This is a genomic window from Pseudonocardia sp. (genome assembly GCF_025965585.1).
Taxonomy (GTDB): domain Bacteria; phylum Actinomycetota; class Actinomycetes; order Mycobacteriales; family Pseudonocardiaceae; genus Pseudonocardia.
In genome coordinates, this window is the sequence record NZ_JAOPWR010000390.1 from 1 (window position 1) to 17483 (window position 17483).

The 17483-nt window shown below is 73.2% G+C and carries 16 protein-coding genes; 3 read left to right on the top strand and 13 right to left on the bottom strand.

Going from position 1 to position 17483, the window contains the following annotated elements; genetic code table 11:
- The 6 genes from nadD to JWR81_RS24185 all read right to left on the bottom strand — a co-directional run.
- Window positions 1–492 (bottom strand): nicotinate-nucleotide adenylyltransferase (gene nadD, locus JWR81_RS24160; protein ID WP_297657532.1); only part of this gene is annotated, 492 nt, incomplete at its 3' end.
- 50 nt (window positions 493–542) lie between these two features.
- Window positions 543–1151, bottom strand: coding sequence for an alpha-ketoglutarate-dependent dioxygenase AlkB (locus JWR81_RS24165; RefSeq protein WP_297657536.1), 609 nt, complete (start codon window positions 1149–1151; stop codon window positions 543–545).
- Window positions 1152–1198: 47 nt separating this feature from the next.
- Entirely contained in the window at window positions 1199–1750 is a 552-nt protein-coding gene (locus tag JWR81_RS24170; protein ID WP_297657539.1) for a TetR/AcrR family transcriptional regulator, read from the bottom strand.
- Between the two features lie 84 nt (window positions 1751–1834).
- Window positions 1835–2197: an SPW repeat protein gene (locus JWR81_RS24175; RefSeq protein WP_297657542.1), complete on the bottom strand. Its 363-nt coding sequence runs from the start codon at window positions 2195–2197 to the stop codon at window positions 1835–1837.
- 460 nt (window positions 2198–2657) lie between these two features.
- The gene (locus tag JWR81_RS24180) at window positions 2658–4094 is read right to left on the bottom strand and encodes a VWA domain-containing protein (protein WP_297657545.1); all 1437 of its coding nucleotides are present in this window, start codon (window positions 4092–4094) and stop codon (window positions 2658–2660) included.
- 189 nt (window positions 4095–4283) lie between these two features.
- Complete coding sequence (locus JWR81_RS24185; RefSeq protein ID WP_297657582.1) at window positions 4284–5150, bottom strand: MoxR family ATPase; 867 nt, start codon at window positions 5148–5150, stop codon at window positions 4284–4286.
- A gap of 157 nt (window positions 5151–5307) precedes the next feature.
- On the opposite strand from JWR81_RS24185, the gene JWR81_RS24190 reads away from it, so the two are divergent.
- Both JWR81_RS24190 and JWR81_RS24195 read left to right on the top strand, forming a co-directional pair.
- Entirely contained in the window at window positions 5308–6093 is a 786-nt protein-coding gene (locus JWR81_RS24190; protein WP_297657548.1) for a PrsW family glutamic-type intramembrane protease, read from the top strand.
- 44 nt (window positions 6094–6137) lie between these two features.
- Window positions 6138–8237, top strand: coding sequence for a RecQ family ATP-dependent DNA helicase (locus JWR81_RS24195; RefSeq protein ID WP_297657551.1), 2100 nt, complete (start codon window positions 6138–6140; stop codon window positions 8235–8237).
- Window positions 8238–8276: 39 nt separating this feature from the next.
- Here the strand turns inward: JWR81_RS24195 and JWR81_RS24200 are convergent, their stop codons facing one another.
- Window positions 8277–10790, bottom strand: a complete 2514-nt coding sequence (locus JWR81_RS24200; RefSeq protein ID WP_367278844.1) for a SpoIIE family protein phosphatase — start codon at window positions 10788–10790, stop codon at window positions 8277–8279.
- Between JWR81_RS24200 and JWR81_RS24205 the strand changes: the two genes are divergently transcribed.
- On the top strand, window positions 10749–11180 hold the full coding sequence (locus tag JWR81_RS24205; RefSeq protein WP_297657563.1) for a nitroreductase family deazaflavin-dependent oxidoreductase: 432 nt from the start codon (window positions 10749–10751) through the stop codon (window positions 11178–11180). The genes JWR81_RS24200 and JWR81_RS24205 overlap by 42 nt on opposite strands.
- 19 nt (window positions 11181–11199) lie before the next feature.
- Here JWR81_RS24205 and JWR81_RS24210 read toward each other — a convergent pair whose 3' ends face one another.
- The 6 genes from JWR81_RS24210 to JWR81_RS24235 form a co-directional block, all read right to left on the bottom strand.
- Window positions 11200–12372: a methyltransferase domain-containing protein gene (locus JWR81_RS24210; protein ID WP_297657566.1), complete on the bottom strand. Its 1173-nt coding sequence runs from the start codon at window positions 12370–12372 to the stop codon at window positions 11200–11202.
- Window positions 12373–12445: 73 nt separating this feature from the next.
- The gene (proB, locus tag JWR81_RS24215) at window positions 12446–13597 is read right to left on the bottom strand and encodes a glutamate 5-kinase (RefSeq protein ID WP_297657585.1); all 1152 of its coding nucleotides are present in this window, start codon (window positions 13595–13597) and stop codon (window positions 12446–12448) included.
- A 42-nt stretch (window positions 13598–13639) separates the two neighbouring features.
- Window positions 13640–15139: a GTPase ObgE gene (obgE, locus tag JWR81_RS24220; RefSeq protein WP_297657569.1), complete on the bottom strand. Its 1500-nt coding sequence runs from the start codon at window positions 15137–15139 to the stop codon at window positions 13640–13642.
- A 93-nt stretch (window positions 15140–15232) separates the two neighbouring features.
- The gene (rpmA, locus tag JWR81_RS24225) at window positions 15233–15502 is read right to left on the bottom strand and encodes a 50S ribosomal protein L27 (RefSeq protein WP_297657572.1); all 270 of its coding nucleotides are present in this window, start codon (window positions 15500–15502) and stop codon (window positions 15233–15235) included.
- 15 nt (window positions 15503–15517) lie between these two features.
- Complete coding sequence (gene rplU, locus JWR81_RS24230; protein ID WP_297657575.1) at window positions 15518–15826, bottom strand: 50S ribosomal protein L21; 309 nt, start codon at window positions 15824–15826, stop codon at window positions 15518–15520.
- A 135-nt stretch (window positions 15827–15961) separates the two neighbouring features.
- A partial coding sequence (locus JWR81_RS24235; RefSeq protein ID WP_297657578.1) for an Rne/Rng family ribonuclease occupies window positions 15962–17483 on the bottom strand: 1522 nt, incomplete at its 5' end.

Sequence of the window (17483 nt, forward strand, 5' to 3'; positions counted from 1 at the left end):
GCAGTCGGTGGAGGAGATCGCCATCGCCGGCACCTCCACGAGCGAGACGGCCCCGTCGGGCAGGTGCTCGTCGGCCAGCTCGTAGCCGGGCCGGGTGACGCCGACGAAGTGCGCGAGCTCGAACAGCTCCTCGATCTTGTGCCAGGACAGGATCTGCGCCAGCGCGTCGGCGCCGGTGATGAAGAACAGCTCGGCGTCGGGGAACTCCCGGTGCAGGTCAGCGAGGGTGTCGGCGGTGTAGGTCGGACCCTTGCGGTCGATGTCGACCCGGCTGACCGTGAACCGCGGGTTGGACGCGGTGGCCACCACCGTCATCAGGTAGCGGTCCTCGGCGCGGCTCACGGCGCGGTCGACCTTCTGCCACGGTTGCCCGGTGGGCACGAAGATCACTTCGTCCAGGCCGAAGCGGTCGGCGACCTCGCTGGCCGCCACCAGGTGACCGTGGTGGATCGGGTCGAACGTCCCGCCCATCACGCCGATCTTGCGATGCACCCGCGGAGCGTACTGGCAGCGCCGCGGGACACCGCGATCAGAGCCGGGGATCAGCGCTGGTAGGCGTGCCGGAACTGGACGCTGATGCGCGGCCCGACGCCCCGCGTCTTCGGGACGGAGTGCTGCCAGGTGCGCTGGCATGACCCGCCCATGACGAGCAGGTCGCCGGGGCCGGGCAGGAACCCGATGCTCGCCCCGCCCCCGGTGGGCCGGAGCCGGAACGGCCGCACCGCCCCGAGCGACACCAGCGCGACCACGGCCTCGGGCAGCTCGCGGGCCACCCTGTCGCCGTGCCAGGCGACGCTGTCGGCGCCGTCGCGATAGAGGTTGGCGCCGACCTGCGTGAACCCCACGCCGTACCGCGCGCTCAGCACCCGCGCCATCGCGGCCAGCTCGGCGGGGGCCGAGTCGAGGGTCCAGCGGTGCGTGACGCGGGGCTCGACGACCGTCCGGTCGTACATCCACACCTCCCGCTGCGGCCCCCACGGCGTGTCGTCCAGCAGCCGGGCGAACAGGTCGTCGGCCCCGGCGCACCAGCGCGGCAGCACATCGACCCAGGCCCCGCGGGCCAGCTCGCGGCGCCGGACGCCGTGCAGCCCGGGATCGAGCTCCAGCGGGCCGCCGTCGAGCAGCGAGGGCTGCCAGGCCAGGTCGGTCATGTCCTCGACGGTACCGCAGATCGAACATCAGTTCGAGTAGCGAGTCGTCAGGCGAGAGCGGAAGCGATGAAGTCCAGCTCGCGGCGGATGCCCCGGTGCTCGTCGACGTCGTGACGGGCCACCGAGTGCCGGTAGCTGACGGCGAGGGCGAGCAGGTGCGCGGCGCTGTCGATGTCGGGATGACGACCGTTGCCCGTCAGTGAGGCGGCGATCACCGCCCTGATCTGCCCGACGATGCGGGCGAAGCGGGCCTGCATCGCCTCGAGCACAGCAGGATGGGTGTCGGCCTCTCGCCACAGCAGGTGGGAGAGCATCGCCGAGGAGTCGAGCGCCTCGTCCAGCCGGTCGACGAGCCGGTGCAGGCTCTCTCCCACGTCACCGGCCACCACCACCTGCTCGAGCGGGATCAGCTCCTCGGGCAACCGCTCCACCAGCGCGGCGAGCAGGTCCGGCTTGCGCGTGAAGTAGTAGTGCACGAGCCCCTTGGGCACGCCCGCGCGCTCGGCGATGCGCGAGGTGGGGGTGGCGGCGAAGCCGGCCTCGGCGAACAGCTCCTCCGCAGCGCTCAGGATGCGCTCACGGGCTGACTCGTCGGCCATCGCGCCCTCCTCCCCAGACGGAGCGGCCGCGGTGCTGGTGCGCCGCGGCCTCTTCGTCACTCGTCGATCCGATCAGTGCCCGGGTCAGTGCTGACCGGCGATGCTCCGGTGCTGCGCGGTGGCGACGGGAACGGCAGTGGCGCCGGCGATCACGGCGAGCACACCGGCGATCCAGGACGTCCACGACGCTCCGGAGAGATCACTGTAGGTGAGCACCCAGGGCGAGATGAACAGCAGCACGCCGAACACGATGTGGGCGTACTCGCTGGCCACCGAACCCGGGGACGCCAGCGACCAGAGCGCGGCCACGGCGATGAGGACGCCGAGCACCACGAGCGCCCAGGCCGCACCCGCGGACGTCGCCACCACGAGCGGCGACAGCGCGGCGAGCACGCCGATCACGAGAGCCACCCAGTCCTGCCAGCGGGTCCATGCCTTGCTGGTCATGGAGACCACCTCCCTCTTTCTGAAGACATCTCCGTTCTACTCCTTGACTGGCCGCCCGGTCAAGACAGCACGTCTCCGGACCGACGTGCCACTCCGTGCTCCGACCGGCGGGCCGCGGCGATCACCACCTGGGTCCGGCACCTGTGCGACGACATCCACCACCACGATCGCGCGGAGGACGAGATCGCGTGGCCGGTGATCGCCCGCTATACCTCCGGCAGCGTCGACCCGGCGGTGCTCAGCGGCGACCACGCGGTGCTCGACCTCCTGCTGGACCGCGTCCGGGCGGGCGTCATGGCCCTGACCGGCAGCGACCCACGACGACACACGCGGCCGAGACCACGTCACCGCCCGCAGCGGCGAGCCCGGCCGGGACCGCCGAGATCGACCGGCATGCCGTCGACGTCCGCGCCCAGCGGGCCCAGCACCCGGAGTGCGACCGTGCTGCTCACCACCGGGCTCATACCGGGAGCAGCGCCTCCACGACGTCGGCGAGCTGGGCGGCCGTGCGGCACTCGTGCATCGGGATGACGTCGGCGTAGCGCAGGGCCGCGGAGTCGCCGCTGCCCCACTGCCGGCGCGGCTCGGGGTTGAGCCAGTGGGCATGCCGGGCCGCGCCGACGATCCGGCGCAGGACCGTGAGGTTGGGGTCGCGGTAGTTGGTGCGGGCGTCGCCGAGGATGAGCACCGACGACTTGGACGTGATGGCCTCGCCCCAGAACTCGGCGAACGAGCCGAACGAGGCGCCGTAGTCGCTGTGGCCGTCGAACGCGGTGAGGTCGGCCTCGCGCAGCACCCGCTGCATCACACCGGCCAGGTCGGCGCCCGGGTCGAACAGGTGCGTGACCTCGTCGGTGCGCTCGACGAACGCGAACACCCGCACCTTGGAGAACTGCTCGCGCAGCGCCTGCACGAGCAGCAGCGTGAAGTGGCTGAAGCCGGCGACCGAGCCGGAGACGTCGCAGAGGATGACCAGCTCGGGACGCCCCGGACGCCGCGTCTTGAACGCCGGGCGCATCGGCACGCCGCCGGTGGACATCGAGCGGCGCAGCGTGCGGCGCATGTCGAGCGTGCCGCGGTTGGCGCGCTTGCGGCGCACCGCGAGGCGCGCGGCGAGGCGCCGGGCCAGCGGGTGGACGGTGCGGCGCAGCTGCGTGAGCTGCTCGGCGTAGGCGGAGAGGAACTCCACCTGCTCCGCCTGCTTGGGCACCGCGGTCTTCGCCACCTGGTCGCGGCCGCGCTTCTCCGCGGTGCGGCGGCGCACCTCGTCGGTGACCATCTTGCGGAACGCGGCGATACGGTCGCGGATCTCGCGGCGGCGCATCTCGTCGGAGAACTCGCCGGTCTCGTCCGGGTTCGCGGCCTTGAGATCGTCCATGATCCGGGCGAGCAGCGTCTCGGGCGAGAGCATGCGCAGCGCCTGGTAGGCCGACCAGCTGGGCTGCCCGCCCGCACCCCGGATGCCCTGGCCCGCTCCCCCGGAGTTGCCCAGCGCGTCGACGACGGCGCGCGCCAGCTCCTGCAGGGCGGCGTCGTCGCCGTCGCGGAGCAGGTCGGCGAGGATGTCGCGCAGCGCGTCGACGTCGACGGGGCCGTCGGGCACGTCGTCGACGCGGGGCACCTCCACGTCGCCGCTGCCGGCGCCCAACGCGGCCGGGAAGTACAGGTCGAACAGCGTGTCGAAGGCCTGGCGCTGCCCGGAGCGGCGCAGCAGCGCGGCAGCGAGCCCCTCGCGCAGGTGCTCGCGGTGCAGCAGGTCGAGTGCGCCCAGAACGCGGGCGGCGTCGACCGTCTCGCCCGGCCCGACGGCCACGCCGTGGGAGCGCAGGGCGGTGACGAAGTCGACGAGGTGCCCGGACAGCCCGTACTCGGACCCCAGCCGCTCCTGCGTCTCCATCCGCCCATCATGCCGTCCACCCCCGACCGTCTGCCAGCCGTCGGGACCGGTGCCACGATGACGACCTGCCCGAGTCGCTGCTGTGGGAGCTCCCGGTGACCGTCGGCTGATCACAGGAACGCGTGCCGGCCCGCATGGCCGACGACGTGACGCCCGGGGCGCCGCGCCTGCCCGCGCGGCTGCGCCCCGTCAGTTGAGGCGCAGCTCCGACGCCGCCTTCACCGCGTCGGACTGGTGCTTGAGCACGACGCCCAGCGTGGCGCGTACGGCGTCGTCGTCGAGGGTGTCGAGGCCCAGGGCGAGCAGGGTGCGGCCCCAGTCGATCGTCTCGGCCACCGAGGGCGACTTGCGCAGCTCCAGCCCGCGCAGCACGCGCACGGTGCGCACCAGCGCGTCGACGAGGCTCTCGGCCAGCTCCGGCACGCGGCTGGCGACGATGCGCCGCTCCAGGTCGGCGTCGGGGAAGTCCAGGTGCAGGAACAGGCAGCGGCGCTTGAGCGCCTCCGACAGCTCGCGCGTGGAGTTCGACGTCAGCAGCGCGAACGGCCTGCGCGTGGCCGTGATCGTGCCCATCTCGGGCACAGTGACCTGGAAGTCGGAGAGCACCTCGAGCAGCAGGCCCTCGACCTCGACGTCGGCCTTGTCCATCTCGTCGACGAGCAGCACGGTGGGGTCGCTGCGACGGATCGCGGTGAGCAGCGGGCGCGGGAGCAGGAACTCCTCGGAGAACACGTCGTCGCGCGTCTCGTCCCAGGACTCGTCGTTGCGGCCTGCGGTGATGCGCAGCAGCTGCTTGGCATGGTTCCACTCGTACAGCGCGCGGGCCTCGTCGATGCCCTCGTAGCACTGCAGGCGCACCAGCCCCGACCCCGTGCACTCGGCCACGGCCTTGGCCAGCTCGGTCTTGCCCACGCCCGCGGGGCCCTCGACGAGCAGCGGCTTGCCCAGCCGGTCGGCCAGGAACACGGTGGTGGCGACCGCGGTGTTCGCCAGGTACCCGACGCCGGCGAGCCGCTCGGCGACATCGGAGACGGAGCCGAACAACGGTGACTGGATGTCGCTCACCGCCTCATCCTGCCTTGGGGCCCGGTGATCGGCATAACGGCCGGGTGCGGCGTCACATCCGGCGCGGGTGATGCGCGGTGGGGCCGAGGTGCGGTGGGATGGCGGCGTGCGGGCCGGCCGGCGGCCCGGTGGACGCGGGGAGCGGAACGTGGGCGTGGCGCGGCGGTGGGCGTGGCTGGCGGTACTCGTGGTCGGGATCGCGCTCTTCGAGGCGGTGCGACGGGCATTGATCACCACCGGCAACCCGAACCTGGTGCCGTCGCTGATCCTGCTCGGCGCGGCGGTGGTGCCCGCGGCCTTCGTCACGTTCATCTCCGAACGACGGCTGCGCTACAGCATCAGCGGCGGCGTGGTCGCGCTCATCGCCCTCATCGGCGGCGTCGTCGGCGTCGTGGCGGCCGGGACGCTCGAGTTCGACACCCTGCAGCGGCTCGGCGTCATGCCGATGCTGGCGGTCGGGGTGATCGAGGAGGGGGCCAAGCTCATCGCCCCGTTCGTGGTGCTCATCGTGACCCGTCACCGGCGGCCCGCCGACGGTCTGCTGGCCGGCGTGGCGGCCGGGGCGGGCTTCGCCGCACTGGAGACGATGGGCTACGGCTTCGTGACGCTCGTGCAGTCGGGCGGTAACCTCGCCGCCGTCGACGGGGTGCTGCTGCTGCGCGGCATCCTCAGCCCGGCCGCGCACATGGCCTGGACCGGCCTGACGGCCGCGGCGCTGTGGCGGGCCGCCGAGCGCCACTGGAGGCCCCGCGCGATCGCGGGCTTCGTCGGGGTGTTCGTCGTGGCGGTGGCGTTGCACACCGCGTGGGACAGCATCGGGCAGACGGCCGGGTACGTGGTCATCGCCCTGCTCAGCCTCGCGCTGCTGACCTTCACGACGCACCGGCTCGCGGTCGCCGACCCCGATCCGGCCGTCGCCCCCCGCGGCGCCTGAGACCGCCGCGGCAACTGTCGGTGGGGTCGTCCACCATGGGGGGCATGACCACCACCGAGCTCACGGCCGCCGAGCAGGATCTGCGCTCCCGCGCCGAGGAGGTGCTGGCCACCCTCGCCGGTCCGTCGGCGCGCCTGCGGGAGGACCAGTGGACCGCCATCCACGCCCTGGTCGCGCTCCGCAAGCGCGCGCTCGTCGTCCAGCGCACGGGGTGGGGCAAGTCGGCGGTGTACTTCGTCGCCACCGCCCTGCTGCGGGAGGCCGGCGCGGGCCCCACGGTCATCGTCTCGCCGCTGCTGGCGCTGATGCGCAACCAGATCGACGCCGCCGAGCGCGCGGGTATCCGGGCGGTCACGGTCAACTCGGCCAACACGGCTGACTGGGAGCGCACCTACGACGCCGTCGACGCCGGTGAGGTCGACGTGCTGCTCGTCAGCCCCGAGCGGCTCAACAACCCGGACTTCCGCGATCGCGTGCTCCCCCGGCTCACCGCGAGCGCCGGCATGCTCGTGGTCGACGAGGCGCACTGCGTGTCCGACTGGGGCCATGACTTCCGGCCCGACTACCGGCGCCTGCGCACGCTGATCGCCGAGCTGCCCGACGGCATCCCGGTGCTGGCCACCACGGCCACGGCCAACGACCGTGTGGTCGTCGACGTCACCGAGCAGCTCGGGCTCGCCGCCGGGGAGCCGCTGGTGCTGCGCGGCTCGCTCGACCGCGAGAGCCTGCGCCTGTCGGTGGTGAAGCTGCGCTCGGCCGCCGACCGGCTGGGTTGGCTCGCCGCCCAGCTCGACGCGCTGCCCGGTGCGGGCATCGTCTACACGCTCACCATCGCCGCGGCCGAGGAGGTGGCCGACTTCCTGCGCGAGCGCGGCTACCCGGTGGCGTCCTACACGGGCAAGACCGATCCCGCCGAGCGTCTCGCCGCCGAGGGCGACCTGCTGGCCAACCGCGTCAAGGCGCTGGTGGCCACGAGCGCGCTGGGCATGGGGTTCGACAAGCCCGATCTCGGGTTCGTGGTCCACCTGGGCGCGCCCGCATCGCCGGTGGCCTACTACCAGCAGATCGGACGCGCCGGACGCGCCGTGGAACGCGCCGAGGTGGTGCTGCTGCCGGGCCACGAGGACCAGGACATCTGGCGCTACTTCGCCTCGCTCGCGTTCCCGCCCGAGCCGGTGGTGCGCCAGACTCTGCGGGTCCTGGGCGACGACACGCTGTCCACCGCAGCCATCGAGACGCGCGTCGATCTCTCCCGCACGCGGCTGGAGATGCTGCTCAAGGTGCTCGACTCCGACGGCGCCGCGAAGCGCGTCAAGGGCGGGTGGCTCGCCACCGGCGAGCCCTGGGTCTACGACGAGGAGCGCCACCGCCGTATCGCCGAGGCCCGCAAGGCCGAGCAGCAGGCGATGCTCGACTACATCGACACGACGCAGTGCCGCCTGGTCTTCCTGCGCAACCAGCTCGACGACCCGCACGCGCAGCCGTGCGGCCGCTGCGACAACTGCGCGGGCTCGGCGTGGAGCACCGACGTCGACGGCGCCGCCTCCGCCGCGGCGCAGGAGCGGCTGGCACGTCCCGGCGTGGAGGTGTCGCCCCGCAAGCAGTGGCCGTCGGGGATGAAGGAGCTGGACGTGCCCGCGTCGGGGAAGATCCCCGCGGGCGAGCTGGCCGAGTCCGGCCGCGTGATCGGGCGGCTGTCCGACATCGGCTGGGGCACGCGCCTGCGGGAGCTCGTGGGTGGCGAGGACCAGCCCGTCCCGAAGGACGTGCTCGACGCGTGCGTGCGGGTGCTGGCCGGGTGGGGCTGGGAGGAGCGGCCGGTGGGAATCGTCGGCATCGGCTCCCGCACCCGCCCCCACCAGCTCGACCACCTGGCGCGGCGCATCTCCGAGATCGGACGGCTGCCGCTGCTCGGCACGCTGCGCCCGACGGGCGAGCGGCCGGGCGAGCACGCCAACTCCGCGCAGCGGCTCGCGGCGGTGTGGAACGCGTTCGACGAACCCGATTTCACGCTGCCCGACGGGCCGGTGCTGCTGGTGGACGACCTCCTCGACACCGGCTGGACGATGACCGTCGCCGCGCGCCTCCTGCGCCGGGCCGGGGCATCGGCCGTGCTGCCGTTCGCACTCGCCCAGGCCGGCTGAACACCCGTCACGCCGAACACCCGTCACTCGGCACACCCGTCACCCGGCGGGCAGCCGAGCGGCGAGCACCACCACGTCGTCGCCGGTGTCACCGATCGCGCGGGCCAGCAGCCCGTCGCAGAACTCCGCGAGGGGCAGGTGCGCCAGCTCCTCGGCCAGCGTGCCGAGCAGCTCGAGTCCGTCGTCCAGATCGGCGGTGCGACGCTCCATCAGCCCGTCGGTGGAGATCAGCAGCGTGCTCCCGGGCGGTAGGCGCACCGTCGCGTCCGTGCGCGGCGTGCGCGGGTCCACGCCGACGACGAGCCCCGCTCCCTCGGTGAGCAACCGGTGCCCGCCGTCGGGGAGCACCAGCACAGGGGGCACGTGCCCGGCGCTGCACCACGTGAACAGGGCCCCGCCGGGGCCGCGGTGCAGCCGCCCGTAGAGCACCGTGGTGAAGTCGGTGATCCCGAGCAGCACCGCCAGCTCGTCCAGCCGCGTGATCGCCGCACTCGGCGTCATGGCCTTGTCCATCGCCACTCCGCGGAACATGCTGCGCAACTGGCCCATCACCGCCGCGGCACCGAGGTCGTGGCCGACGACGTCGCCCACCACCAGGCCGATGTCGCCACCCGGCAGCACGAACGCGTCGTACCAGTCGCCGCCGACCTCCAGGTCGGCCAGCGCCGGCTGGTAGCGCGCCTCGATCTCGACCCCGGGCACGTGCGGCGGGCTGCTGAGCATGGCCTTCTGCAGCGTGAGGGAGGCGCGGCGCGTCTCCTGGAACCGCTGCGCGTGCTCGACCGCCGCCGACGCACGGGTGGCCAGCTCGGCGACGAAGACGAGGTCCTCCTCGGTGTGGCCGGGCCGGTCGCCCCACGAGACGAACGCGAGAGCCGCCACCACCGTGCCGCCGGACAGGATCGGCGCGAGCAGCGTGGTGTTCCAGTGCAGCTCCGCCTCCCAGCGCGCGAGCTCGTCCGTGTCCGCCCACCGCTGCGCGCCCTGCAGCGGGTGCCTCAGCAGCAGGGGCTGCCCGGTGCGGCACATCTGCGCGAAGGGATGGTCGTCGGCGAACCGGAACGCATCGTCGGAGTGGGGCAGCGGCACAGCGCTCTCCACGCGCTGCGCCAGTCGGCGTCCGGTCACCGGCCCCCCCGGCACGAGCGGGTCGATCAGGTGGATGGTGCACACGTCGGCGAAGTCGGGCACGAGGGCGTCGGCGAGCGCCTGCAGCTCCCGCTCGGTGTCGAGCTCCCGGTTGACCGCGGCGGTGGCACGCGAGAGCAGTTCCAGGCGTGTCCGCGCACGCACCTCGGCCTCGATGTCGGTCTCCGTGCCGATCCACTCGGCGACGCGGTCGTCGCGCCGCACGGGCACCGCGCGGACGCGGAAGTGCCGGTACTCGCCCGATGCGGTGCGCATGCGGTAGACGTGCTCGTAGAGCTCTCCCGCCGCGACGGCCTCCTGCCATGTCCGTTCGGCCTGGGGCCGGTCGGCAGGGTGCACGGCCGCGAGCGGCCCGTCGGCGAGGTAGGTCCGCGCATCCTGTCCGGTGATGGCGCGGTAGCTCGGGGAGTCCTCGACGATGCGGCCCTCCGCGTCGCGTCCCCACACGGCGGCGCTGGTGGCGTCGACGAGGCTCTGATAGCGGGTCAGCTGGTAGTCACGGGCGTCCGCCGCGGCCACCAGCTCGGCCGTGGCCCGCTCGGCGTCGGTCACGTCGATGAACACGTCCCCGACACCCACGACCGCGCCGTCGTCGCCGAAGACCGGGTAGTAGTTCATCCGCCACACCTGGTGCGGGCCCGTGCCGTGCCACAGCCTGCCCTCGATGCGCACCTGCCGGGCCTCGCCGGTGCGGATGACCTCCCGGCAGACCGCGGAGAACTGCGGACCGCACGGCTCGCCGTGCACGTCGTCGATCGTGCGCCCGATCCTCTCGTCCACGGTGCCGCCGTTGATCTCCGCGACCGACGTGTTCACCCGCTGGTAGCGCAGGTCGGTGTCGACGTAGGTGAAGCCGAGCGGGGCGTTCTCGAACAGTCCCTCCAGCAGCGCGAACGTCTCGTCGCGGCGCTGGGCGTCGGCCTCGGAGAACGCGCTGACGACGGCCACGAGCTGCCCGGCGTCGTCCGTCACCGGGACGCTGTGGAAGTACGCCCGGCGGCCACCGGCGCCCTGCACGGGGAACTCGCCCGCCCAGGCCTGCCCGGCGAGGAGCCGGTCGAGGATCTGCCCTGCCCGGTCGGAGTCGGCGGGCGCGATGCCCATGTCCAGCGCGAGGGCCCCGATCGCCTTCGCCGCGGGACTGCCGGTCAGGCGGGCCGCCTCGGCGTTCCACAGGACGATCCGGCCGGTTGGGTCCACGGCGAACACACCCACGGGTAGCCGATCGAGGGCAGCCCACAAGAGTCCGTCCGGCGGATCCACGCGACCTCCTCCGACGGCCCGGGCCCGAGCCGTTCGCAGAGCATTCACGAACAGGGCCCACCGGTCCATCCCGGCTTCTGATGGGTGCAGAATCCGGTCATGCCCAGCGACCTGGCGTTGAAGGCCATGAACAGCGTCCATCGGCTGATCATGGGGGTCAGTGGCGGTCGGCTCGGCTGGCACGCCATGGGCATGCCTGTCCTCGAGCTGACGACGATCGGCCGCAAGAGCGGGCAGCCGCGCTCGGTGATGCTCACTTCGCCCCTGAACGACGACGGCAACATGGTGGTCGTCGCGTCCCGCGGGGGCGACGACACGCACCCCGCCTGGTTCCTCAACCTCCGCGACAACCCGCAGGTCGAGGTGGCGGTCAAGGGCGGCGCCAAGGAGACGATGACCGCGCGCATCGCCACCCCGGAGGAGCGCGGACGGATGTGGCCGCAGATCACCGGGAAGTACCGCAACTACGCCGGCTACCAGAAGAAGACCGACCGCGAGATCCCGCTCGTGGTGCTCGAGCCGATGGCCTGACCCCAGACCGGGGCGCAGATCAGGGCGCCGCCGGCGAGGGCCAGCCCAGCAGCACCGTCGAGTACGCCTTGTCGACGCGTGCAGGGCCCGCCGGTGTGGGTTCGGACGTCCGTGGCACCACCGTCACCTCCAGGTCGGCGGTGCTCGGCGACCCGGCGGCGACCCACCGCTGCAACGCGGCCACCACCCGGTGGGCCACGGCCTCACTCCCGGGTCCGAACGCCCTGACCAGCGACGACGTCGTACCACCAGCGACGACGGCCAGTGCCGGCCCGGCGGCCAGCGCCACCGCGGACGGCGGGACGTCGTGGTCGTCATCAGCCATCAGCCGCACCGTCCCCGGCTCGGTCAGCGCGAGCCAGAAGCCGAACCCGTCCCAGATGTCGGACGCACCGAGCGGGACCTCCGCAGTCAGCACCGGGCCCGGCGCGTCGAGCGCAGCGGCGACCAGGGCGGGGTCGACGTCCGGTGACGCCGCCTCTGGCACGTCCACCCAGAGCCCCTCCACCGGCCTCGCCCGCATATCGGACCCAGCCCCGATCCCGCGCAGCCGGATGAACGAGCAGCCGCGCACCGAGTCGCTGCGCAGGACCCCGTCGGATCCGAGGTCGAGCGCGACGGACAGCTGGCTCCCCCGCACTGCGAGCGGCACGAGCAGCCGCCCGCCGGGCGCGAGCTGCGCCACCCACTCCGGTCGCACGTCCGCGCTGCCGACGGTGAGCACGATCCGGTCGTAGGGGGCGTCCGGCGGATGCCCCCGCGCCCCGTCCCCACACACGAGCCGCACGTCCGGCGAGCCGGCCGCGGCCAGATGGACCGCGGCCGACCTGACCAGGTCGGCGTCGATGTCCACGGACGTGACCGAACCGGTGGCCCCGACGATCCTGTCCATCAGGGCGGCGTTCCAGCCGGTGCCGGCCCCGACCTCCAGCACGCTCTGCCCCGGCGCGAGCGCGAGCTGTTCCAGCATGATTGCCACCATCGACGGCTGCGACGCCGAGCTCGTGGCCACCCCGTCGACGTGCTGGACGGCCACCGCCTCGTCGGCGTAGGCCGCGTCGATCTCCACCCCGGGTAGGAACAGGTGCCGCGGCACGGCCCGCAGCGCCTCCTCGACAGCGGCACTGCGTACCCGCCCGCCCCTGACCAGCGCGTCGACCATCCGGGCGCGGGCGCGATCGGCGGACGTCATCGGCCCGAGTGTGGTCGGGCCCGCGCCGGCGGACAAGCCGGACCCGTTCGGGACCGCTCAGTCTCGACTCGCGTCAGGGGCTGGTCAGGGGCACCAGGTCGTCGGCGTGGACCACCTCGCGGCGCTGCTCGGGGGGCAGGTCGCGGCTGCGGCGGCCGATCAGGGCGGGCAGCTCGGTGGCGTCGAAGCCCACCACCCCGCGCGCGACGACCACGGCGTCAGGTCCGACCAGGTCCACCACGTCCCCGGCCACGAAGTCGCCCGAGATGCCGTGGATGCCCGGGGCCAGCAGCGAGCGGTGGCGGTCGATCACCGCGGCGACGGCGCCCGCGTCGAGCTCGAGGCGGCCGTGCACGTCCGCGGCGTGGCGCAGCCAGAACTTCCGCGCCGACATCCGCCGCCCCGACGGCCGGAACGCGGTGCCCACCGTCGGGCCGTCGGCGGAGGTGTCGAGCGCGGCGTCGACCTCCTCGGCGGCGGTGAGCAGCACCGGGATGCCCGCGGCCGCCGCCATCGCCGCTGCGGTGATCTTGGTGGCCATGCCGCCGGTGCCGAGGCCGCCCTGCCCGGGACGCGCGATCGTGATGGCGCCGAGGTCGGTGGGGGCGTCGACGTCGCGGAGCAGCGTTGCGCCGGGCTTGCGGGGGTCGCCGTCGTAGAGGCCGTCGACGTCGGAGAGCAGCACGAGCCCGTCGGCCCCGACGATGTGCGCCACCAGAGCGGCGAGCCGGTCGTTGTCGCCCACGCGGATCTCGTCGGTGGCCACCGTGTCGTTCTCGTTGACGACGGGCAGCACGTCGAGCCCCAGCAGCCGTTCCAGCGTGCGCTGGGCGTTGCGGTAGTGGGCGCGGCGGATCATGTCGTCGGCGGTGAGCAACACCTGCCCGATGGCCTGCCCGTGCCGTCCGAAGGAGGCGCCGTAGGTCTGCGCGAGCAGCAGCTGCCCGACGGCTGCGGCCGCCTGCTGGGTGGCGAGGTCGCGGGGCCGCCTGGTGAGCCCGAGCGGGGCGAGCCCGGCCGCGATGGCCCCGGACGACACGAGCACCACCTGGGTGCCCGTGGCCCGCCGCTTCGCCAGTGCGTCGACGAGCGCGTCGAGACGGGTGGGGTCGAGCCCGCCGCCGAGGCTGGTCAGCGACGAGGACCCCACCTTGACGACGACACGCCGCGCGCCGGCGAGCTGGAGCCGCGCGTTCACCGGACCGATGACCGCCACGAGGGACACCGTACGGCCCTGCGCAGGGCCGTCACGTGTCCGTCGCACGAGTCACTCATCGTCGCCGTACTCTTCGTCGTCGTCCTCCGCCTGCAGGCGGGCGATGGCCAGCTCCGCGTCGGTGCGGGGGACGCGCCGATCGTTGCGCGCGGCCTTGCGGATGTGCGCGGGCACGCGGTCGCTCTGCTCCAGGCGCGCGTCGGTGCCGCGGCCGCCGTTCATCATCGCCGCGATACCGGCCGGGGTGCTGGGCTCCCAGTCGAACGTGACCGGGCCGATGGTGACCGGGCAGCCCGCCCGGGCGCCCGCCTTGGCCAACGCGTCCTCGACGCCGAGCCGGGCGAGCCGGTCGCCGAGATAGCCGACGGCCTCGTCGTTGTCGAAGGCCGTCTGCCGGATCCAGCGCTCGGGACGGGCACCGCGCACGATGAAGCCGCCGTCCAGCTCGGGGTCCTCCTCCACCGTGAAGCCGGAGTCGTCCACCGCGGTGGGCCGCAGGACGATCCGCGTGGCCTCGACGACGGGCTGCGCGGCGCGGTAGTCGCGCACCTGCTCGGCCATCGCGAACGTCAGCTCGCGCAGGCCGGCCCGGCTCGCCGTGGAGATGGCGTACACCGGCCACCCGAAGCGCTCGGCGACGTCGGCGGCCACGAGCTCGGCCATGTCGGCGGCGTCGGGCACGTCGATCTTGTTGAGCGCGACGAGGCGGGGCCGGTCGGACAGCTCGCCGCCCAGGGCCGGGGTGTAGCGGGCGAGCTCGTCCTCCAGCGCCTGGATGTCGGCGACGGGGTCACGGCCCGGCTCGAACGTGGCGCAGTCGACGACGTGCACGAGCACCGAGCACCGCTCGATGTGGCGCAGGAAGTCGAGCCCCAGCCCACGGCCCTCGGACGCGCCGGGGATGAGACCGGGCACGTCGGCGACGGTGAACACCTCCGCGCCCGCGCTGACGACGCCGAGCTGCGGCACGAGCGTGGTGAACGGGTAGTCGGCGATCTTCGGCCGGGCCGCCGACAGGGCCGCGACCAGCGACGACTTGCCCGCTGACGGGAACCCGACGAGCCCGACGTCGGCCATCGACCGCAGCTCGAGCACGAGGTCGCGGGCGTCACCGGGCTCGCCGAGGAGCGCGAACCCGGGGGCCTTGCGAGCGGCGGAGGCCAGCGCGGCGTTGCCGAGCCCGCCCCGGCCGCCCTCAGCGGCGACGAAGCGCGTGCCGGGGCCGGTGAGGTCGGCGACGATCTCGCCCGCGGTGTCGAACACGACCGTGCCGTCGGGCACGAGCAGCTCGATGTCCTCGGCGTTGGCGCCGTTCTTGAACCCGCCCTGCCCCTGCTTGCCGTTGCGCCCCATGGCGTGCGGGCGGTGGTGGAAGTCCAGCAGCGTGTGCACACCGGGGTCGACGACGAGCACGACGCTGCCGCCCTTGCCCCCGTTCCCGCCGTCGGGGCCGCCGAGGGGCTTGAACTTCTCGCGGTGCACCGAGGCGCAGCCGTTGCCGCCCGCCCCCGCGGTGGCGTGCAGCACCACGCGGTCCACGAACTTCGACATCGACTTCTTCTCCTCAGTGACTCACGAACACGACAACGGCGGGCCGCCCCGAGGGCGACCCGCCGTTGTCGGAAACGCTGGTGGTGCCGGTCCTCAGGCAGAGACCGAGACCGGCGCCGGAACGATGTTGACGACCTTGCGGCCGCGGGCGTAGCCGAACTCGACAGCGCCCTCGGCCAGGGCGAACAGCGTGTCGTCGCCGCCGCGGCCGACGTTGACGCCGGGGTGGAACTTGGTGCCGCGCTGGCGGACGATGATCTCGCCCGCGCTGACGACCTGGCCACCGAAGCGCTTCACGCCGAGGCGCTGGGCGTTCGAGTCGCGACCGTTGCGGGAGCTGGACGCACCCTTCTTGTGTGCCATGGCTGCGTCTCCCCTTTACTTCGCGATGCCGGTGACCTGGACCTTCGTCAGCGGCTGACGGTGCCCCTGACGCTTGTGGTACCCGGTCTTGTTCTTGAACTTGTGGATGCGGATCTTCGGGCCCTTGGTGTGCTCGACGACCGTGGCGGTGACCGACGCGCCGGCGAGCGCCGCAGCGTCGGAGACGACGGAGTCTCCGTCCACGAGGAGCAGGGCGGGAAGGGTGATCTCGGACCCGGGCTCACCCTTGATCTTCTCAACGGTGATGACCTGGTCGACGGCCACCTTGTACTGCTTACCGCCGGTCTTGACGATCGCGTACATCGACGCACTGCTCCAAAGCTCGAGGGACGAAGCGCGGGACCGCCTCGTTCGTGAAGATCCCACGCGGGCCGCAACTCAGTTCTTCGGCAGAGTGCGGCGCAGGATCACCAGGGTACGGAAGCCGTTCGAAGAGGGTCAAACCGGGTCCACCCCCGGCTCCGCGACGGGGGGACCCGCGGGCCTGGACGCCGCGCGACGGGCCCGGCGCGGACGCGACGTGACCGCGGAGGGATCCGGCTGCGGCGGTGCTGCGACGACCGCGGCGGGCGTCACGACGGGCTCCGGCTCGGCCGGCTTGGTGGCGGGCACGGTGACCACCGCGACCGTGGGTGCGTCGCCGTCCGCGACGACCGGGGCCCCCGCGGTGCGGGTGACGCGACCGCGGCGGCGGGCCGGACGCCCGCCCGCGGGCTCGACCGGGGCCGTCTCCTCGAGGGTGCGCTCGACCTCGGCCACCACGGACCGCTCGACGACGACCTCCTCGACGGCCTCGACGGCCGCCGGGGCCGGCGTGACGGGCGCCGGGGCGTCGGCCACGGCCACCGCGGCAGGCGCGCCCACGTCGATCGAGGCGGCGGCGGTGTCGGGCGTGGTGTCGGGGCCGGTCTCCTGACCGTTGTCGCGGCGGTCGCCGCGACCCCTGCCGTTGGGCACGGCCCCGTTCGAGGAGCCGCCCGGCTCGTCGTGCTGCGGCGCGTCGTGGCCGTTGCGCTCGGTGCGGCCACCACGGCCCCCGCGCGAGCGACGAGCGCCCTCGGGCGGGGACGGGCGGTGCGCCGTGTCCTGCTTCTCCTCCACCGGCTCCGCGGTGACGATGACACCGCGCCCGCGGCAGTGCTCGCAGGGCGTGGAGAAGTGCTCGAGCAGCCCGCCGCCGACGCGCTTGCGCGTCATCTGCACCAGGCCAAGAGAGGTGACCTCCGCGACCTGGTGCCGCGTGCGGTCGCGGGCGAGGCACTCGGTGAGGCGACGCAGGACCAGGTCCCGGTTGGCCTCGAGCACCATGTCGATGAAGTCGATGACGATGATGCCGCCGATGTCCCGGAGCCGGAGCTGGCGGACGATCTCCTCCGCCGCCTCCAGGTTGTTCCGGGTGACGGTCTCCTCGAGGTTGCCCCCGGAACCGGTGAACTTGCCGGTGTTGACGTCGACGACGGTCATCGCCTCGGTCCGGTCGATCACCAGCGTGCCGCCCGAGGGCAGCCAGACCTTGCGGTCCAGGGCCTTGAGCAGCTGCTCGTCGATCCGGTACTCGGCGAAGACGTCCGATGGGCCGACGTGGCGGTGCAGCCGGTCGGCGAGCTCAGGAGCGACGTGCCCGACGTAGTTCTGCAACGTGTCCCAGGCGTCGTCGCCCTCCACGATGAGCCGGGAGAAGTCCTCGTTGAACTGGTCACGGACGACCTTCAGGAGCAGGTCGGGCTCCTCGTAGAGCAGCACCGGGGCCTTGGGCTTGTTCGGGCCGGTCTGCTCGGCCTTGGTCTTGACGACCTCCCACTGCGCCTGCAACCGGCGTACGTCGTCGGCGATCTCCTGCTCGGACGCGCCCTCGGCGGCCGTGCGGATGATGACGCCGGCGTCGTCGGGCACGACCTTCTTGAGGATGGACTTGAGGCGGCTGCGCTCGGTCTCGGGCAGCTTGCGGCTGATCCCGGTC

What these genes read in the sequence shown, in the direction of transcription:
- JWR81_RS24165 (WP_297657536.1), bottom strand. Translation starts at nt 1,151, where the DNA reads ATGACCGACCTGGCCTGGCAGCCCTCGCTGCTCGACGGCGGCCCGCTG.
- JWR81_RS24170 (WP_297657539.1), bottom strand. Translation starts at nt 1,750, where the DNA reads ATGGCCGACGAGTCAGCCCGTGAGCGCATCCTGAGCGCTGCGGAGGAG.
- JWR81_RS24175 (WP_297657542.1), bottom strand. Translation starts at nt 2,197, where the DNA reads ATGACCAGCAAGGCATGGACCCGCTGGCAGGACTGGGTGGCTCTCGTG.
- JWR81_RS24180 (WP_297657545.1), bottom strand. Translation starts at nt 4,094, where the DNA reads ATGGAGACGCAGGAGCGGCTGGGGTCCGAGTACGGGCTGTCCGGGCAC.
- JWR81_RS24195 (WP_297657551.1), top strand. Translation starts at nt 6,138, where the DNA reads ATGACCACCACCGAGCTCACGGCCGCCGAGCAGGATCTGCGCTCCCGC.
- JWR81_RS24205 (WP_297657563.1), top strand. Translation starts at nt 10,749, where the DNA reads ATGCCCAGCGACCTGGCGTTGAAGGCCATGAACAGCGTCCATCGGCTG.
- JWR81_RS24200 (WP_367278844.1), bottom strand. Translation starts at nt 10,790, where the DNA reads ATGGACGCTGTTCATGGCCTTCAACGCCAGGTCGCTGGGCATGACCGG.
- JWR81_RS24210 (WP_297657566.1), bottom strand. Translation starts at nt 12,372, where the DNA reads ATGACGTCCGCCGATCGCGCCCGCGCCCGGATGGTCGACGCGCTGGTC.
- obgE (WP_297657569.1), bottom strand. Translation starts at nt 15,139, where the DNA reads ATGTCGAAGTTCGTGGACCGCGTGGTGCTGCACGCCACCGCGGGGGCG.
- rpmA (WP_297657572.1), bottom strand. Translation starts at nt 15,502, where the DNA reads ATGGCACACAAGAAGGGTGCGTCCAGCTCCCGCAACGGTCGCGACTCG.
- rplU (WP_297657575.1), bottom strand. Translation starts at nt 15,826, where the DNA reads ATGTACGCGATCGTCAAGACCGGCGGTAAGCAGTACAAGGTGGCCGTC.